13 protein-coding genes, 1 rRNA gene and 2 pseudogenes are annotated in these 17,733 nt (G+C 54.6%); 2 read left to right on the forward strand and 14 right to left on the reverse strand.

The features are described 5' to 3' along the window. Nucleotides 1-90: ribosomal RNA gene (gene rrf, locus CIK95_RS00935) — 5S ribosomal RNA — on the forward strand; the annotation flags it as partial. Nucleotides 91-409: 319 nt separating this feature from the next. Here the strand turns inward: rrf and CIK95_RS13390 are convergent. The 5 genes and pseudogenes from CIK95_RS13390 to CIK95_RS13600 form a co-directional block, all read right to left on the reverse strand. Continuing rightward, the gene (locus CIK95_RS13390; protein WP_254046101.1) at nucleotides 410-592 is read right to left on the reverse strand and encodes a transposase domain-containing protein; all 183 of its coding nucleotides are present in this window, start codon (nucleotides 590-592) and stop codon (nucleotides 410-412) included. Between the two features lie 15 nt (nucleotides 593-607). Further along, a pseudogene (locus tag CIK95_RS00945) lies at nucleotides 608-1,372 on the reverse strand (IS66 family transposase); the annotation flags it as partial. Further along, nucleotides 1,357-1,722: a hypothetical protein gene (locus tag CIK95_RS00950; RefSeq protein ID WP_022309974.1), complete on the reverse strand. Its 366-nt coding sequence runs from the start codon at nucleotides 1,720-1,722 to the stop codon at nucleotides 1,357-1,359. The pseudogene CIK95_RS00945 and the gene CIK95_RS00950, both read right to left, overlap by 16 nt. Before the next feature lie 5 nt (nucleotides 1,723-1,727). Beyond that, nucleotides 1,728-1,802 (reverse strand): annotated as a pseudogene (locus tag CIK95_RS13595) (hypothetical protein); the annotation flags it as partial. 558 nt (nucleotides 1,803-2,360) lie between these two features. After that, nucleotides 2,361-2,795, reverse strand: coding sequence for an outer membrane beta-barrel protein (locus tag CIK95_RS13600; RefSeq protein ID WP_094466019.1), 435 nt, complete (start codon nucleotides 2,793-2,795; stop codon nucleotides 2,361-2,363). 483 nt (nucleotides 2,796-3,278) lie between these two features. Here CIK95_RS13600 and CIK95_RS00965 point away from each other — a divergent pair, with 483 nt between their 5' ends. Continuing rightward, nucleotides 3,279-3,656: a YccF domain-containing protein gene (locus CIK95_RS00965; protein ID WP_094466029.1), complete on the forward strand. Its 378-nt coding sequence runs from the start codon at nucleotides 3,279-3,281 to the stop codon at nucleotides 3,654-3,656. Between the two features lie 112 nt (nucleotides 3,657-3,768). Here CIK95_RS00965 and CIK95_RS00970 read toward each other — a convergent pair whose 3' ends face one another. The 9 genes from CIK95_RS00970 to CIK95_RS01015 form a co-directional block, all read right to left on the reverse strand. Continuing rightward, nucleotides 3,769-4,200 carry a DUF2752 domain-containing protein gene (locus tag CIK95_RS00970; RefSeq protein ID WP_094466020.1) on the reverse strand — a complete coding sequence of 144 codons (432 nt, stop codon included), beginning with the start codon at nucleotides 4,198-4,200 and terminating at the stop codon, nucleotides 3,769-3,771. Beyond that, nucleotides 4,163-4,501, reverse strand: a complete 339-nt coding sequence (locus CIK95_RS00975; RefSeq protein ID WP_094466021.1) for a TM2 domain-containing protein — start codon at nucleotides 4,499-4,501, stop codon at nucleotides 4,163-4,165. The genes CIK95_RS00970 and CIK95_RS00975 overlap by 38 nt, the downstream gene beginning before the upstream one ends. A 198-nt stretch (nucleotides 4,502-4,699) precedes the next feature. Further along, nucleotides 4,700-6,565: a glutamine--fructose-6-phosphate transaminase (isomerizing) gene (gene glmS, locus CIK95_RS00980; RefSeq protein ID WP_094466022.1), complete on the reverse strand. Its 1,866-nt coding sequence runs from the start codon at nucleotides 6,563-6,565 to the stop codon at nucleotides 4,700-4,702. 567 nt (nucleotides 6,566-7,132) lie between these two features. Further along, a complete protein-coding gene (locus CIK95_RS00990; protein ID WP_094387419.1) occupies nucleotides 7,133-7,372 on the reverse strand; it encodes a hypothetical protein in 240 nt (79 codons plus the stop codon). Then, on the reverse strand, nucleotides 7,360-10,179 hold the full coding sequence (locus CIK95_RS00995; RefSeq protein ID WP_094466024.1) for a pitrilysin family protein: 2,820 nt from the start codon (nucleotides 10,177-10,179) through the stop codon (nucleotides 7,360-7,362). Before CIK95_RS00995 ends, CIK95_RS00990 begins: the two co-directional genes overlap by 13 nt. Before the next feature lie 12 nt (nucleotides 10,180-10,191). Next, nucleotides 10,192-11,907, reverse strand: coding sequence for an SBBP repeat-containing protein (locus CIK95_RS01000; RefSeq protein ID WP_094466025.1), 1,716 nt, complete (start codon nucleotides 11,905-11,907; stop codon nucleotides 10,192-10,194). Nucleotides 11,908-11,956: 49 nt separating this feature from the next. Next, on the reverse strand, nucleotides 11,957-13,510 hold the full coding sequence (locus tag CIK95_RS01005; protein WP_094466026.1) for a DUF6850 family outer membrane beta-barrel protein: 1,554 nt from the start codon (nucleotides 13,508-13,510) through the stop codon (nucleotides 11,957-11,959). A gap of 3 nt (nucleotides 13,511-13,513) precedes the next feature. Then, entirely contained in the window at nucleotides 13,514-14,812 is a 1,299-nt protein-coding gene (locus tag CIK95_RS01010; RefSeq protein ID WP_094466027.1) for a DUF4876 domain-containing protein, read from the reverse strand. A gap of 27 nt (nucleotides 14,813-14,839) precedes the next feature. Then, nucleotides 14,840-17,608, reverse strand: coding sequence for a TonB-dependent receptor plug domain-containing protein (locus tag CIK95_RS01015; protein WP_254046378.1), 2,769 nt, complete (start codon nucleotides 17,606-17,608; stop codon nucleotides 14,840-14,842). Nucleotides 17,609-17,733: the final 125 nt, after the last annotated feature.

Below are 17,733 nucleotides of genomic sequence, written 5' to 3' on the forward strand. Positions count from 1 at the left end.
CCCACCTCTTCCCATTCCGAACAGAGAAGTTAAGCCCACTTGCGCCGATGGTACTGCAATGCAATGCGGGAGAGTAGGTAGCCGCCCTTTTTCACGAAGAGCCTTGGTCACGACAGTGACTGAGGCTTTTTTCGTTGGTACATGTGTCATATTTGGGCAAAGAAGAAGAGTAACGTAACCATCCGAAACAAGCGTAACCATCCGAAGCAAGCAGCCTTTTCCATTTCTTCAATTCTGTTTACCTTTGTCCTCAAAAATAGTTATGTTCAATTTGAATGAGGACAACCGTATAGTTATGGTGCAGCATCTGACTGGTATGCGCATGGGAGTGATGTAACCATCCGAAACAAGCCGTATTGCTTTGAATAAAAAAACTCGCGAAGTTCTATTCGCGAGTTTTTCTGTAGTTCTAAGGAAGCATTTGTGTTATCTGTTCGGCCGTGGTGTCGTCGTGGAGCGACTGCAACACATGGGTGAGCCATTGAAGTGAATTGACACCTACGATTTCGCAGCTCTCTATCAGCGAATAGATGATGGCGTTGTCAACGGTTCCGCTATCGCTTTTGCTTAACAGGTAGTTCTTGCAGCCCATCACTGACGGACGCTGGTTGCGCTCCACGGAATTGTTGTCAATATGGTAACGGCTATCAAGAGCATAGCGACGCAGGCGGGGCCATAACTTATAGGCGTAGTCGAGTGCCTTGCTCACGGGGTCGGATGGGGTTCATTTCGTATGTTCGCTCTCCATCCATTTTTCTATGGCATCCATTATCGGCAATGCCTTGGCCTGACGCTCGGCGGCTATTTCCTCATACGTGGCTCCTTTCGCCTTCAGGTTTGCCTCGAGGTCATAGAGCAGCTCCAACCATTTTATTGCCCGCGCGGCCAGTTCGGGATGTGATGCCTGGGCGTCGGTGAATTTACGGCGCACGTGAGACATGCAACCCAGAAGGGTCACATTGTCCAGTAACTCAAAATAATCATATACGCCGTATCCGTCGGTCTGTATTGCACCACGGAAATCGCGCAGCTCAGCACGTGGGACTGTCCCCGCACGCGAACCGTTCACATAAAGGAAATAGAGGCCGTGGCTCTGCGGGCGGTTGTCGAGAAACTGCCACGCATATCCCTTCCGGCTCTTTCCTGGAGAGCCGGCTACGCGCCACGGGACCTCGTCTATCTGTAGATAATCGCTGTTACGGATGTCGTCGCGCAAAGCCTCGTAAACAAGTTCCTGTCTGTAGGCCTCGGCATACCCCCAGCCGTTCAGCGTGGAGGTGGGGAGTTTCAGTCCGAGGTCGGCATACTGCCTGACCTGGCGGTATTCGGGCAGATGGTATCGGTATTTGTTTATCACTATCTGCGCGAGCATGTCGGCGCCGAAATGGTTGCCGCCGATGACCGCATGAGGGGCCTTGCCTGGTATATGCGCGGATTTGGCGAATCCTTGTCGGGTTTCATGCGCAATAAGGGACGCTTTATGATTTCAACCCATACCTTGGCCGGTTCGCGATGGAGTATGCGGGAAACATCCTTGCCCATGGTATCGCACTCGCCTGCAGCCACACCTTCGGGCATCATGACGGTTGTGTGTTCCTCAAGTCCTGCGTAACGGTAGCTCAAGGGACGCGACGGAGTTCTCTTTGCGCGTGCCCAGCGTTTGCGGTTTTCGGCCTCTATCTCTTTGGCCATTGCCTCTATCTTGGCCGCCTTTTCGTCCATCGCCTCTATGATATGCGAGGATGGAAACGGCCCTGCTCCAAACGTTTGTAGTACATCACATAACCTCCACGTTCCCAATGGAGCTACTTCATGATCGTGCGAGACTTTACCACAAATATTTACACGTCACCATTAGCCGGTTCCAGACCCACTTTCCGGACCTGTCCACACATACCATTCACTTCGATGCGTTAGATATGCGTAACCATTCAAAGCAATACGGCTTGTTTCGGCTTGTTACCATATATATATCTGAAAACCTTTGTTTTAGTCAAAAAAAGAAAGTAATTTTGCAGTGATACGATATTTATTGTATATAGATTATGATTTATGATAGTAAGCGAGAATAGAATTGACGAAATAATAACAAGCGGCATTCATGAAGAGCTACGTAAAGTTATAGATGAATCTATAGTTCATTCAAATTGTTATGGTGTACCAAAAGATTTGCTTGAGTATAGATAACAGAAATAGTCTTATTAATATGAAGGGAATATATTGGAAAGGCATTAAGCAACGGATAGGGAGATTCCTGGATAAGGTGTACGACTGTATACTTATCTTTACAGACTGGCTGGGGTAGGCTCGCGAAATAATGATTACGGTTTGTTGGTGTGTAGGAAAATGGTCGCGTATGCCTATAATCTGTTCAATACATTATCCACATCCTTGACTTTATTCTTACGTGACGTTTTGTAGATATTGTATTTCAAGTAGATAGAACAGAATCGCGAGTCCACATTGTTCTTTTGTTTGTTGTTGATGTTGTAGTACCTGACTTCCCAATCAGAGTACTCTTTACGGAACAAGTCATGACAAGCTATATTCAGCTGTAATGTCTTGTCCGGGAAACAGAAAGTAATGCCAGCGCTGGCGCACAATGACGGGTATTGTCTGCAACCCGCATCTTCAGTCTTGCTTGTATAATTCATCTTCAGGTAGAAGTTTACATTCTCCTCTATGCGATAGTTGTAATTTGCTGATACATAGATAGACATTATAATTTCCGTCGTATTGAATATGAAACTTATTTGCTTCATCTTTATTAGAGGATTTGACAGCCTGGTCATCATTCGAAGACTTGTAAATGTAGTCAAGATTTAGTTCCAAATGACCATCTTTCGTCAGAGGGAGATTGTAGAATAGATTCAACTGATTGTTCTTTATAGTATGATGCTATCTATTATGCCCATACCATTGTATGATCCTTTGCAGCATGCCTGTTTGGGATGTTTTAGCAACCAATGATGCAGGTTGTTTGATGTCGGCCTGGCCGATTTTCCTCATGCTGTTTGCCCGTCCATATCCCTGTGGATAGTTGTTGTCAGGAGCGTGATTATTTCTGCATTTGCGGTTATCTCTGATGTGCTGTTTTTTCCTTCTGAGCATCAAAAAGTATGCAGAAGTTGTGTGTAATATTCAAAAAAGCCGTATCTTTGCCCTTGGTGATTATCACCAGCAATCTGGTGTCTCATCGTGCGTCGCTCTGCATATCTTATTCAGGCGGCAGGGTGGGGGATGCGTCCATTAACTTAATAACTAAAATAAATAGGAATATGAAAACGCTTGCTAACATTGTATGGTTGTTGTGTGGCGGCCTTGAGGCAGCCTTTGGCTATTTTACGGGTAGTCTGGCTTTGGCCATTACTATCATTGGCATCCCTTTCGCGATGCAGACGTACAAACTTGGGCTGCTCTGCCTTTGGCCGTTTGGTGCCAGAGTCATTCCCACGGAAAGCCCCACTGGTTGCCTCCGCGTTTTTATGAATTTCATTTGGTTCATGTGTGGAGGTATCTTTGCCTGGCTCATGCACGCAATTTTCGGATTGTTCCTTTATATTACCATTATTGGCATCCCCTGGGGCAAGCAGCATTTCAAGATGGCTGGGCTGGCGCTTGCGCCGTTTGGCAAAGACGTTGAACTTGATTATTAAGGGTTTGTTGCCCGTCAAATACCGTTTAGGGCTGAATTCCATACGTGGAATCCAGCCCTAAACGGTTTTCATCCCCATCGCCTTACCCGGCATCAGCCCCTTCATCCACGCCTCATATACCGCAACCGTAGTTGTGTGCCATAATAGCCAACTCGAAGAGCAGGATGAGCGAGATGACGAGTCGCTTGTGCAGCAGATGCTCTATTTTCTGATATGTTTGATGCAGACAGGCAGTGCCTCTCGCCATGTCGGCAACCAGCAGGATGGGGAATATGATGATGCCTACCATGCATATTACCACATTGGGATTCATCTTGATGGCGTCTGCCCAGTGGCCGTGTATCACCAGCAGCGTGGCACGGGTCATGCCGCAGCCCGGGCACGGGATGTGGTAGATTAATTTTGAGGGGCAAACGACCAAGCCGCTTTGCCCCTCAGTGCAGTATGCCACCATCACCCATGCACATGCGATGGCGTAGATGATGGTCGACAGGATATAGAATTTCTTATAAGAGCAGAGGTTCGAACTTTTTGAGGTTTTCATTACGAGTAGCCCCTAAAATAAAAAACCAATTGAGGAGATACCAGATTCCGACTCCGCTGCAAGTAAGCAGCTTGGCAACTCCCAAGCCGATATGACCGATATAGAAGCGGTCAATGCCGTAACATCCCAGGAAGATGGACAAGACGAGGGCGACCGTGGGACTCTTGAATTGCAGGCTGCTGATTGGCACCCACCTGGAGTCGTCCAGCTCGAGCAGCCTGGTACGAATAAAGGAAATCTTCTCTTCGGAAAAATACTTGCCATTGGCCATGATAAACATGTCTACTTTTTGTGCATCCATAATGGTTTGTGTTATTTATAATTCATTTGTTATTTTCTGCCGTAAAGTTAATACTTCTTTAGCAATCAGAGAGCGATTTGTTCAAAAAGTGACGCTCTTGGTGGGAAAAAACCACTTTTTCGGAGCCGTCTGCATCGATTCCGTAACTGAACTCCATCCCTTGATGACCGCCGTGGGTAGTCCTGTCATAGACTCCGTTTACTCCACGGTCACACTCTTTGCCAGGTTTCTTGGCATATCCACATCCAGACCTTTGTCCACCGCCACGTAGTAGGCGAGGAGCTGCAGCGGAACCACGCTCAGCAGCGGTATCAGTGCATTCTGGGTCTTGGGGATTTCTATCTCGTTGTCGGCGATGTTCTTCACCAGCTCGTCGCCTTCGGTGACAATTGCGAGGATGCGGCCGTTTCTTGATTTCACTTCCTGCATGTTAGAGATTATCTTCTCATAGAGCTGGTGGTGGGTGGCGATGAAGACGATGGGCATATCTTGGTCTACCAGGGCGATAGGGCCGTGTTTCATCTCGGCGGCGGGGTAACCTTCCGCATGGATATAGCTGATTTCCTTCAGCTTCAATGCGCCCTCCAGAGCCACCGGGAAGTTCATGCCACGTCCCAGGTAGAGGAAGTTGTGGGCGTAGGTAAACATCAGAGCCAGCGACTTTATCATCGGCGCCTGCTCCAGCACCTTCTCCATCTTCTGCGGTATCTCCGAGAGTTCCTCTATCATCTCATGGTAGTCGGCGTCGTCGAGCGTGCCTTGCTCGTGTCCCAGAGCCAGTGCGAGCAGCGTGAGCACGGTCACCTGCCCCGTAAAAGCCTTGGTGCTTGCCACGCCTATCTCCGGGCCCACATGGATGTAGACGCCGGTGTCGGTCTCGCGGGCTATAGACGAGCCCACTGCATTGACGATGCCGAAAATCAGCGCCCCCTTCTCCTTGGCCAGTTTTATGGCTGCCAGCGTGTCGGCGGTCTCGCCGCTCTGGCTGATGGCTATCACTACATCTTCGGGCTCTATCACGGGGTCCATGTATCTGAACTCGCTGGCGTAAGCCACCTCCACGCGCTTGCGACACATCTTCTCGATGAGTTGCTTGCCTATGAGTCCGGCATGCCAGCTCGTTCCGCAGGCTACGATGATGATGTGCTTGGCGTTTACCAGCCGGTCGCGATAGTCTCTGAGTGCCGAGAGCACGATATGGTTGTTTTCCGGATGCTCCTTGTCCACGATGAGCCTTCCGCTCATACAGTCCTTCAGGCAGTTGGGCTGGTCATAGATTTCCTTCAGCATGTAGTGGTCAAAGCCGCCCTTGCTGAGTTTGCTGATGTCCAGGTCCACGGTCTTGATGGTATAGCTGCACGAGGCATGTTCGAGGTTGATGATGTTCAGTTCCTCTCCCACTCTGATGTCGGCTATCTCTCCATCTTCGAGATACACCACCTTGTTGGTGTGCTCCACGATGGGGGTGGCGTCACTGGCGATATAGAAGTCCTTGTTGTCCTTGCCCACGCCCACCACCAGCGGACTTGACTGTCGGGCAGCCACGATATGCCCCGGGTCCTTCTTTTCCATCACGGTTATGGCGTAGGCGCCGATGGCATCGTTCAGCGCCTGACATACGGCAGAGACCAAATCCTTGCCGTTCTGCTGGTAGTAATGGTCGATGAGTTGCACCAGCACCTCGGTATCTGTAGAGCTCTTGAACGTATAGCCCTTGTCTGCGAGTTGCTCTTTCAGCACCTGGTAGTTCTCGATGATGCCGTTATGCACCAACGCCAGCTCTCCACTCATGCTCACATGAGGGTGGGCATTGGCTGCCGACGGCTCTCCATGGGTTGCCCAGCGCGTGTGGGCTATACCTATGTGGCCGCTGCAGTCCTTGTCAGCTGCCAATGCTTCCAGATTACTTACTTTTCCTTTAGTCTTATACACATTGAGGTTATCCTGATTGCCAATCAGCGCCACTCCCGCGCTGTCGTATCCACGATACTCCAGTCTCTTCAAGCCCTCGATGAGGACGGGGTAGGCGTCAGACTGACCTATATATCCTACTATTCCACACATGTTTCTACTTTGTTATAATTATTTTTGGTTCTTCTATGGTCTTCATTCTCGTTGTCACCCGTTAAGCCAAGTGACACTCACGTCGAGATGTCAACTTGCCCTAATCTCATTATCTTCTGCTGTCTGCTTGTTCATATTGGATAAAAGTTTATTTGGTCTACGAATACTGGTTGTATGCAGATTATTGTACCCTGTATCATCTGCTTTGCCACGGCCTTTTGCCACGGCTCAGCCGATGTCTTCACTTTTTTCGGCTGTAAAGGTAATACTTTTTTGACAATAATGAATAGATTCGTAGGAAAAATGAAGAAAAAACAGAAAATAGTTAGCGTTTTGCTGACAATGCTTACAAACTGGTAGTATATGAACAATGGTTGACAAGGCCACTATGGCGACCTTGCCAACCATTGATATAAGTGTTTTCACCGTCATTGTCGGCTCGTATCATTTGATGCGGGAGCGCGTGCCTTACGATGCGTGCTTCCGTGTCGTTTGATACGTGTCCACGTGCCTATTGATACGAGCCGGCGATGATGGTTGCAGGCTCGGCAGATGCGGTCATTTCCATCAGCCGATGTCACTGGCACACTCCGCTTCGCGGTCAGCGCTTTTGTAGAGGTACCCTCCACGCTTGCAGAGGTATGCTCCATGCTTGCAGAGGTATGCTCCACGTTTGCAGAGGTATGCTCCATGCTTGCAGAGGTATGCTCCACGTTTGCAGAGGTACCCTCCACGCTTGTAGAGGTACCCTCCATGCTTGTGGAGGTGGTCAGCAGCCTGGCTGTTGCCCGTTGCTATTCCGAGCACATGGTCACCTCTATGCGGTGGTTCTGCTTCAGTAGCGTCTGTGCCATCTGCTGCACATCGTGGGCCGTGATGCTGTCTACCATCTGGCAGTAGCCCGTGTCAAAGTCGGCCTCGTCGTCTATCTGGTGCCAGATGATGTAGCTCCAGTAGTCGTTGGTCATGGCGTTCTGCGCATACTGCTTCTTCAGATACTGCTTTACCTTGTCCATCGACGATGCTATGGGTCCGTCGGTGGCCATGTGCTGCAGCTGTCGGTACACGATAGGGTTGAGTTCGTCATAGCGGGTGGGGTCGGTCTTATAGCTTATGCGCAGCAGGGCATTGGGCTCTTCGTCCTTGTCCAGCTCAAAGCTCACGCCGATACCATAGGTGCCTCCCTTGTCCTCGCGCACCGAGTCGGTATAGGCTATCTGCAGACAGCGCTGCATGATGTCGAGCGTCAGGTCGGCACGGGGCGAGAAGTCTATGTCTGCCGTGTACATGATGTTTACCTGGGTCACTGGCGTAGCCATCTTGCGGCCAAACTTCACCACCTTGTTTTCCTTCACCATACGTGGCAGACGGCTCTTGTCGGCCTTCTCGCCCTTGTGGGTGGCGGGCAGCGCTGCCAGATAGCGGCAGAGCAGCGGGCGCAGACTGTCTATGCTCACATTGCCTATGATGACCGTCTTGAACGCCGATGCGTCGGCAAACCGCTCACGATATATCTCCATGATGCGGCCATAGTCGGCGCGGTCTACCATCTGCCGTGTGGCGGGCGCCGTGCGCGGGTTGTTGCCATAGAGCACCGCGCTCAGACTGTCGTTGTATACCACCTTCGGACTGGCACTGCGATTGGTCAGAAACGACCGCGTGCGGTTTCTCAGTCCTTCAAATGCCACCGAGTCGCGCCTTGGGGCTGTGAAGTAGAGATAGGTGAGTTGCAGCATCGTCTCCAGGTCTTTCACCGACGATGTCGCCGTGATGCGCTGTGACGACTGGCCTATCGCGGGTGCCACCTTCACCGACTTGCCCGTAAGCGCCTTGCGCAGTTGGGTGCTTGTCATGCTGCCCACGCCACCCTCGGTGATGGCACTTGCCAGGAGCGCGAAGTTGGGGATGTCGGCATCGGGGTAGAGCGAGGTTCCGCCTTCGCCCTTGACGGTCATGGTCACCACGTCGGCCTGATAGTCGGTGGGCTTGACATACACCTCCATCCCGTTGCTCAGCGTGAGCCGCGTCATGCCCCACTTGCCCGTAGCTTCTTCCTTCACTATTGTGCCCGGAGTGGGCATCTTGTCCATGATGGCTGTCGCGGTGTGGGTGTCTACGTGGGCGTCATACTGCCGGCGCTGCGCCTCGACGATGGTCTCTTCTATCTCTGCCTCGGAGGGCAGCAGCACCTCCTTGCGGTCGGGGCCGTAGAGCACGAAGACCTGGTTGCGGTCGGTGATGATGGTGCCGATATGGCTGTTTATGTCCTTGAGGGTCACCTCTTGGTCCATCTTCTGCATCAACTCATAACTGTAGGCGGGCGAGAGTATCGGTTCGCCGTCGAGAAAGTTGTTTACACACTGCTTGACCAGACTGCTGTTGCGGCGGTCGCCCTCCATCTTCATGCGTCGTTGGGCTGCGTTGAGATAGATGGCCTTTGCCCTTGCCAGTTCGTCGGCAGTAAATCCGTGCTGGCGCACTCTCTCCACCTCAGCCACAGCCGCAGCGATGCCGCCCAGTATGTTGTCCTGCTTGCAGCTTATGCTGAGGCTGAAGGCGTCGCTGGTGCCCGATACGAAGAACATCCCGTCGCGCACCGTGCTGCTCATATAGGGCGGGTTGGCGGTCTCCTTGCCCTTGTCTGCCAGTCGGCTGTTGAGCATGTTGACGATGAGCCCCTCCATATATCCGTCGCGCTGATAGTCCATGGTGGTCTTCTCTGCGCGGGGCGTCGCTGTGCGCTTCATGTAGAGATGTCCCAGCGCGATGGGCTGCTCGCGGTCTTTCTCTATCGCCACTATCATGCGGTCGCTGCTGTTTACGGGGTAGTAGATGCGCTCTGCCGGGTTCTTGGCGGCGGGAATTTTGCCAAAGAGCCGTTTGATTTTGGCTTCCATGCGATCTACATCTATGTCGCCCACCACAATCACCGCCTGGAGGTCGGGCCTGTACCACTTGTCATAATAGTCGCGCAGGTCCTGATAGGGAAAATTGCTGACGATATCCATATTGCCTATAGGCATGCAGTCCTCGTACTTGGAGCCGCGGTATATCTTGGGCATCACGCGCTCCATGAGCCGCTGCATCGCCATGCCCGAGCGCCGGTTGCGCCATTCTTCGCGTATCACGCCACGCTCCTTGTCTATCTCTTTGTCCTCGAGCAGTATGTAGTGGCTCCAGTCGTTGAGCACCAGCAGACAAGAGTCTACGATGCCCTCACGGCCGATGGGGGCAGCCCCTATGTGGTAGACGGTCTGGTCTACCGAGGTGTAGGCATTGAGATTGGCTCCGAATTTCACACCTATAGACTCGCACCATGGCACTATGCCCAGCCGTTTGCCCTTGCCGGGGAAGTGCTTGGTACCATTAAACGCCATGTGCTCCAGAAAATGAGCCAGACCACGCTGGCGGGGTTCCTCGAGAATGCTGCCCACCCGCTGGGCGATATAGAAATCGGCCAGTCCAGGCTCCTTGGCGTTGTGGCGTATGTAGTAGGTGAGTCCGTTCTTCAACTTACCCGTGCGCACGGCATCGTCCTGCTTCACCGTCTGTGCCGACAGCGCGGCAGGGAGCATGAGGGTGATGGCCAGGAGTGATAACAGTTGTCTCTTCATGGCGGGTCGTGGTTAGCGGATGGTCACTTTCTTGTTGCCGATGACATAGACGCCCTGGGCGAGTCCGCCTACCGCCTTGTCATAACTCTGGGCACTCTTTACCAGCCGTCCGTCGAGGGTGTAGACATCTGTCTTGCCCTTCTGGCTCTCGGCGGTGGTCGTGCCGATGCCTACCGATGTGCCAGCCAGCTTGTAGCTGTAGTATATCATCGCCCAGTTCTTGTTGCCGGTGTATGAGTAATCGGTGCCATAGAGCGTCGCGGTGTTTCTGCCTCGGTTGGCCACTACCATGTTCTCACCATCTATGATTGGAGTGCAGCCGGCAGCCACTACACCATACTTACACAGCGTGATGGCGGTACCCAGTGAGAGTGTGGCGGCATCTACAGGCACCAGCAGAGCACCACCGGTCATGTCATAGCCGAAGGCATACATCGTGGAGCCGTTGAGATAGACGCCATAGAACTTGCCTATGCCGCCATCCAGGCGTATGGCGCTCTTGACCACCTCGCCTGTGGCTGGGTCCATCTTGAGGACGAAGCCCTTGTGCTGTCCCTTGCTGTTCTCGTAGAGTCCGGTGAGTCCGCCCATAGACGAACCGGTGAAGTAGACATATCCGTCTATCCATTGGCAACCGTTGTTATGTATGGTCTTCTTGCTGCCCACGGGGGTGATGGTCTTGACATAGCCCACGCTGAGGTCGGCAGCGCTGACCGATGCCAGCAGGAGGTTCTCGCAGTCGTTGGTGACGCTTACAGCCTTGCCGCCCAGTGTCAGTTCGTTGCCTGCCTTACCCTTTATGCGTCCGTTGAAGTAGAGGTTGCCGTTGGCATAGACCACCTTGTCCAGGAACGCGCTGGCGGCGATGCCCTCTGCGGTAAGGCTCTTGACGAAGTAGCCGTCCTTGTCTAACTTGGCAAGGAAAAGGTCGCCCACCACACCCTGAGAGTCACCATCCCATTCGGTAGTGTTCTTTGCGGTGAGTGTCTCTACGGTTCCGTCGGTCTTCTTCAGATACATCTCGGTGCGGAAGTTACCGGTGAGATAGATGCCACCATCCTCGTCGACAGCCACGCCATAGACCGACATGTTGTCCTTGGTGAATCCCCTCTTGCGCTTCTCTACCTTGCCCGCGATGAGGCGCGACCACTCCAGGCTGCCGTTCTCGGCTATCTTGAGCACCAGGTAGCGGTACTCGCCGCTGACATTGCCCATGTCCTTGATGGTGGTCACATGGCCCGTGGGGTCTACATATTCTACCAGGTTGTCATAGCCAGCCTCTGCCACCCATGCGCGGGTCTTGAGTACAGCCAGCAGTCCACCGTCCTTGGTAGAGACGATGTGCGACTTGTCGTGCGCGATGTCGCCTTTGCGCGTATAGGCGTTCCAGACGATAGATCCGGCGTTGCTCACCTTCTGCAGAAACATGTTGCCATTTTTGCTGGTGCCCGTGTAAGGACTACCCACGATGGCGGCGCCGTCGGCGCCAGTGACCTGTTCGCCGTCAAACCAGAGGTTGACCTGTGAGGCCCCGGAGTTGGTGCCCCATGTGGTAGCCACATAGTAGTCGCCGCCCGAGGCTTTGACCATACCGATGATGTTGTCGCCAGCCGATGTGGCGCCGTCTACGGTGTGTGCCCAGTTGAAGGTCACTGCAGGCAGGGTCTCTGCCAGCGATGCGGTGGCGAGCATGAAACATGCTGCCAGAAAGAGTGTAATTTTCTTCATACTTGTTTGTGATTTGGTTATTATTGTCTTCATTGTCATTGTCATTCCGTTAGAAATATATGCCCGCAGCCAGGGTCAGGCCCATGCCGTGAGCGGTCAGCGCATAGCGGCTGTAGCGCCAGTCGGCGCGCACAAAGGGGTGGAAGCGCGGGCTGGCCTTGTAGGAGGTCTCGATGGCGGCGCCGGTAGACCAGGCGGGGTGGGCGAGGGTCTCATAGGCGTGCATCACTGGCGTAGCCATGGTGCCCTCGATGTGGTCGGCGCGGGCGTCGGTATGCCATGTCCGCGAGGCGGTGGCCTGAAGGCGGGTGAGCATGTGGCGAGACTCTACCGCGGCAGTGAGCGTCAGTGCCGACTGCCATGACCTAACCCGCAACTGCCGATAAGGTTCGGCATATTCCTCATGGTAGTCGCAGTAGGCGGTACCCGCCTGCAGCGCCCAGTAGCCCCGGCGGCAGGCTATGGGCAGCGCGTGCTGCCAGAGCGCGTCGGCACCTATGCGCAGGGTGGTAAGGCGGTACATCTCGGCAATGGCTATCTGCGGGTAGATATTATCCTGAGCCGTGCCGAAGATGTGCTCGAAGCCCTGGCGCCGCTGCCACTCCTCGCTGAGCCGCAAGCCCAACGTGTGGCGCCCCACTGTCGACAGCCATCCCGCCGTGGCGTCCTGCCGATGCAGCCGCAGCGTGGCGAGAGGCAGCTGGTTGAGCGAAGAGATAATCTTCTCAATCTCTGTAAACTCATATCCCGCCTGGGCGAAGGCACCACGCTGGCTGTCGCGTCGCTGGCGGTAGCTGAGCATGCCCCCTAAAGAGTGGCCTTGGTAGTAGGTAGAGGTGTTGGCTCCCCTGAAGCGGTAGTAGTCGTTGCCCATGCCCGTGAGGTGATAGATGGTGGGCATGCTCACCTCGTTGTAGAGCTTCACCTCGTTGGTCTGCTTGTAGCGTCGGGCGCTCACAGCCATGCCCATGACGCCGGTGCCCACCTGGGTCGAGACGCCCACCCGAGCCATCAGGTTGCCCGAGAGGTTCTTGGGGCGTGGGTCGCGGGTGCGGAACTCCATCCGGGCGGTGTATTCGCCCTCGGCAGCGATGTTCCATCGGCCCAAAGGATAGGAGAAGCCACCCATAAAGTGGTAATACTCACCATGCGTGTTGCCCCCCACGGTGTCGGCCATCAGGTAGGGGTAGAGCAGCTGGTAGTCTGTGGTCTCGCTGAAGCGTACGTTGCGCGTGGTGCCGTTGCGGTAAGCCGCATTGCCCCACAGCGTGGCTTTGCCCTTGTGCAGATAGGCGTCGATGCAGCCGTAACCCGTGCTGCTGCCCGTGCCGTCTTCGAGTCGCGCGGGGCGTGAAGCCTTGCTGTAGTCCATGCCTGCCTGCAGCCTGTTGATAGAGGCGCTGTAGCGGTAGCTCTGCATGGCTGGGTTGAGGTAGAGCGCGGCACCGAAATCGGCCGACGGCATCTGCGTCTGCCACATACGTGCCGACAGCGAGGTGTGGGAGCTGTCATTCTGCTGCGCCGTGAGGGTGGCGGGCGCTGCCATGAGCATGGCTGTGGCAAGGAGCGCCGTCAGGGAGGTGGTAGAGGTATCGTGTTTCATCTTCTACTGCTTGGGAGTTATGCCATCATAGGTCACAGTGTTCGCCTTGGTACCGGCGGCGTCGATGGCGGTATGCTGCAGCTCGACGATAGAGGGTATGCACTCGGTGTTGAAGTCCTCGGTCGAGTTGTTGGTGTCCTGCAGGTGCATGGTGCCGTCGGCGTTGAGATACTGGAGCTTTCGGCGCACGCTGCGGAAGTATCGGGTCTCGTCCTTGTCAATCTTGCCGCAGTGGGTCCAGCCTGCGTCGACCGACGGGGGCAGAATATTCCACAGGCGCTTGGCCTCGATGCTGCAGTTGACCCCGTCGACAATCCACGCGTTGGGCATCTTGTATGCATCCTGCTGCATGGGGAACGTGCCGGCAGGCAGATACATCGTATAATAATAGGTATACTTGTAGTCCTTAAGGTACTGCGCCTTGTCGATAGGAATACGCGCCAGGGCGTAGGAGGTAAATCCTCGGTTGTGCAACACGTAGAACGACTCGGTATAACAATACCACTTGTCGAGATTGGGCACCGTCTCGCTGTCGATGTCCATGTGTTCGGGGTGGGTGGAAATGTCGTACCATTCAAAGTCGGCGGCGCTCAGGTCAAAGGAGTTGGGGTTGGCGTTGCGGTGGTCTATGCCCGTGTCGCAGAGCAGCAGCGAGTGGCCAGGCTGCACGGGGTGGTCGGTACCGCTGCCGGGTATCACGTAGAGCGACCAGATGGTCATGGTGTCCTTGCGTATGTCGGGGGTATACTCGAAATACTGGGTAGACTTGAACTTCGACTCGCAGAAAGCCAGTCCGTCGGCATAGAGCACGTGGTCGGTGTTGTTGTAAATCTTGATGTAGCTGTCGCCATAATACTGCAGTCCAGAACTGCGCAGCGTGCCGGCGAAGAATATCTCCTCGATGATGAAGTCGTCGTTGTCGGCCGACAGAAACGTCTCTATCTGCACCTGTCGGCTGCTCCCGGTAATCTGTACGTTCTCAGCCTTGCCGTTAAGTCGGCCTTTGGCCTGCGCCGTCTCGTCGTTGGCGTTGTGGGCGGTATAGGTGATGTCGGCAGAGTAGACCATGTCGTAGAGCCCCTCGGCGAGGGTGATGCCCTCGGTCGACGACAGGGTGGTGATGACGCCGGTGGTGAGGTTGGTAATCTTTATCTGCTGGCTGGTGATTTGCATGCCGCTTATCCCCACGGGCGGCGTAACGGCAATCTGCGTGGCGGTGTGGCGGGTGCTGCCTGTCTCCAGGTCGGAGCATGCTGCCAGCACGCTCAGCGCCATGATGTAGAGTATAAGTCTTGTCTTCATATTCCTGTTTGCTGTTAGGGTTGTCTGTTATAGGCTCAAGCCCGCCTCGACTCCGAAGTAGGGCGAGGCATTGCGCCTGATGGTGCGCCCATTGGCGGTGTAGTCGGGCAGATAGTCCAATATCTTGTTGGCGAAGAACGACAGGCGCATCATGCGGCCTATCTCCTTGGTCACCTTCAGATTGACGATGGCCGACATGGGCACCGTGAACGGTCGGAATTGGTCGGCGTTGTAGTTGCGGGTGAGCTGGGAGAGTCGGGGGTCGTTGAGGCTCTCCGTGGTGTAGGGATGCAGTTGGCCGTCGCTGGCTGCGATGTAGGCCGTGGGCGTGCCGTTTTTCCACATCTGGCGGGTGCGTATCATCCACATGCACTGCACCGAGGTGGTGAATATCAGCCGCCACTCGGGTATCTGCGTATCAAAGGTCACATTGGTGTTGACGCGGTCGTTGAGCCTTCCGTCGTTCCAGTCGTAAAGCCCCACATACTGCTCGCGCACTGGCTGGTTGTCTATCACTGTGCTCACGGCGTCGAACATGGGTTGGCTGTTGGTGTAGAGCGTACGAAACCACGCTCCGGTGAGATTGATACGGGTGCGCAGAGCGTGGATGCGCTGCGAGGTGAAGGCCAGTTCTATGCCCTGCTTTACCAGTCGGCTGCCGTTGCCCGCCTTCTGATAGCCGTCGAGCACCTGCCGCTCTGTGTAGGGCAGCGAGTGGTAGTCGCGGCCTGCCTGCATCTGGCTCACATCGTAAGCCCTGTAGGCATAGGAACCATAGACGGCGGCATATCTGAACCCGTCGTTCATCGTCTCCCTGAAATAGTCTATCGACAGCGTATTGTCGTGCCAGTCGAGGTCTACTCTCACCTCCCACTTGTGGTTGCGGGCGGGAGAGAGGTGGTAGTTGGTGGGGTCCTGGATGTAGGTGTGTACCACAAAACAGCTGTTCTGTGCCGGTGAAGACGCGTCGTAATACGCCAGAGATATGAAATTGCTGTAGTAACGGTCGGGGTAAAGATAGTTGAGGGTAGGCATCTTGGTGGTGATGCCATATCCGGCGTTGAGGGAGATGGTCATAGGCTCACCGCCCACCGTCAGCTTGGGCAGATGCCAGCCCATATTGATGCGCGGGTCGGCATATATGCGTCCGCTCATGTCGTATCGGCTGGCCAGCCCAGGCATCATTGCCAGTCGCAGTCCTGCCATGAGGTCTATGGTGCTCCTACCCAGGCTCCAGCGCATCTGCTCTTCGCCGAAGGCAGACAGGTTCTGCAGCGAAGGGATGTCCTTGTATCGGCGCGGGCGTGAACTCCATCCCGTGACGCTCAGCGGGCGGTGCATGTCGTAGACCTGTCCGCGCCCGAAGTTCTTGGCGATGTCCCAGTTGAGGCCCAACTTGAGGGTGTGGGTGGCTCTGCCGGTCTTGAATCCCATCACCCCTTTGGCCTTGACGTACGCGCTGAACGGTTTGCCGTCGCAGAGATAGTGGGCGACATACTCGGCAAAGACCGCTTGGGCTTCGTTCTCACCGTCGGTCCATGACAGCGGCACTATGCCATAACGCTGCGGAGCCACGAGGCGTGTCTGTCGGAGTCGATCGGTCTGAAGGCTCACCATAGAGTTGACTGCCACTTCGCTCCACACCGACTTGCGGGGTTTCAGCATGAAGTTGTTGGTCATCGCGATGCGGTTGTACGATGAGCGGTATTCGTCTATGTGTCCGTAGTTGAGGTCGGGGTCGGCCTTGGCATTGTCAAACGACCCCTGATAGTCCAGCGCCGAGTTCCAGCTCCATGAGTATGCCTTCCTGTCGGCCTTGAGGGTGTATCTCAGTGACGCCGTCAGACGCTTGTAGTTTTCCAGGTTGTCTGTAGGGTCGGTCTTGGAGTCGAGGTAGCCTAAGTCCATGTTGAGAAGCGACGTTCCCCGCTGGTTGAGGTTGACTCCCTTGCCAGCCGAGAAGAGCTTGCTGTAGCCATCGGCCTTGAAGCGCACCGTCAGCGGCATGGCGCGTCGTATCTTGCGTATGCTGACCAGTCCGCTGGTGAGGTTGCCATACTCTGCAGAGGGTATTCCGCGCATCACCTCTACGCTCTCGATGTCGTCGGTGGAGATGGCGCGCATGTCTACGCCACTGTTGGTGATGTTGCGGCTGCCCTCGGCCGATGACGACGAGGTGGAAGACTGCGTGCCGCCCAAGGGCGAGTATTGGAGGTTGGCATCGGTCATCAGCGGTACGCCGTCGATGACAAACTGAGTACCCAGCGAGGTGATGGAGTAGTTGTTGTTTCTCGTCTCCGAACCATAGGCGCCCATCGTGCCGGTCTCGCGGAGCGTGATGAGATTGGCCTGACCCATGTTGGGGTCCTTGGCATATCCGCCGGGCAACAGCTCCATCAGGTCGGCTATGCTGTTGGGTTGGAGATGTCTCATGGCGTCGCGGCCTATAACCGACGACGTGGTCTGGCCCTGTCCGGTGCGCGCCGTCACAACCACCTCGCCCAGGGTGCTTATGTCCTCGGTCATCCTGTAGACTCCCTGTCGGTTGGCGGTCACGGTGAGCGTCTTATACCCTAAAATGGTGATGCGTATCTTCGTGCCCACCATCCGCTGGGGAAGTTCAAACCGTCCGTCGGCGTCGGTGATGGTCTGCCATTTACCCTGCGCCACGGCGCTCACCACCGCCCCCGCCAAGGGGTCGCCCGAGCGGCTGTCGATGACGACCGACGCTACATTCTGCGCCCATGTCAGGGTGGCGCACATCATCCATAATAGCAGCGTGGAGTATATTCTCATACCCCAATTCGGGATAAGATAGCGATTAGTTGCATGTTAAGAGAGATACATGAATTCTCTTCCCATGCCATCAGACATGGGCTATATATAAAGAATCGAAAGAGATTATTCTGTCCTTAGAACAT

Origin of the sequence: Prevotella sp. P5-108, assembly GCF_002251385.1 — a bacterium.
In the GTDB taxonomy this organism is placed as follows: domain Bacteria; phylum Bacteroidota; class Bacteroidia; order Bacteroidales; family Bacteroidaceae; genus Prevotella.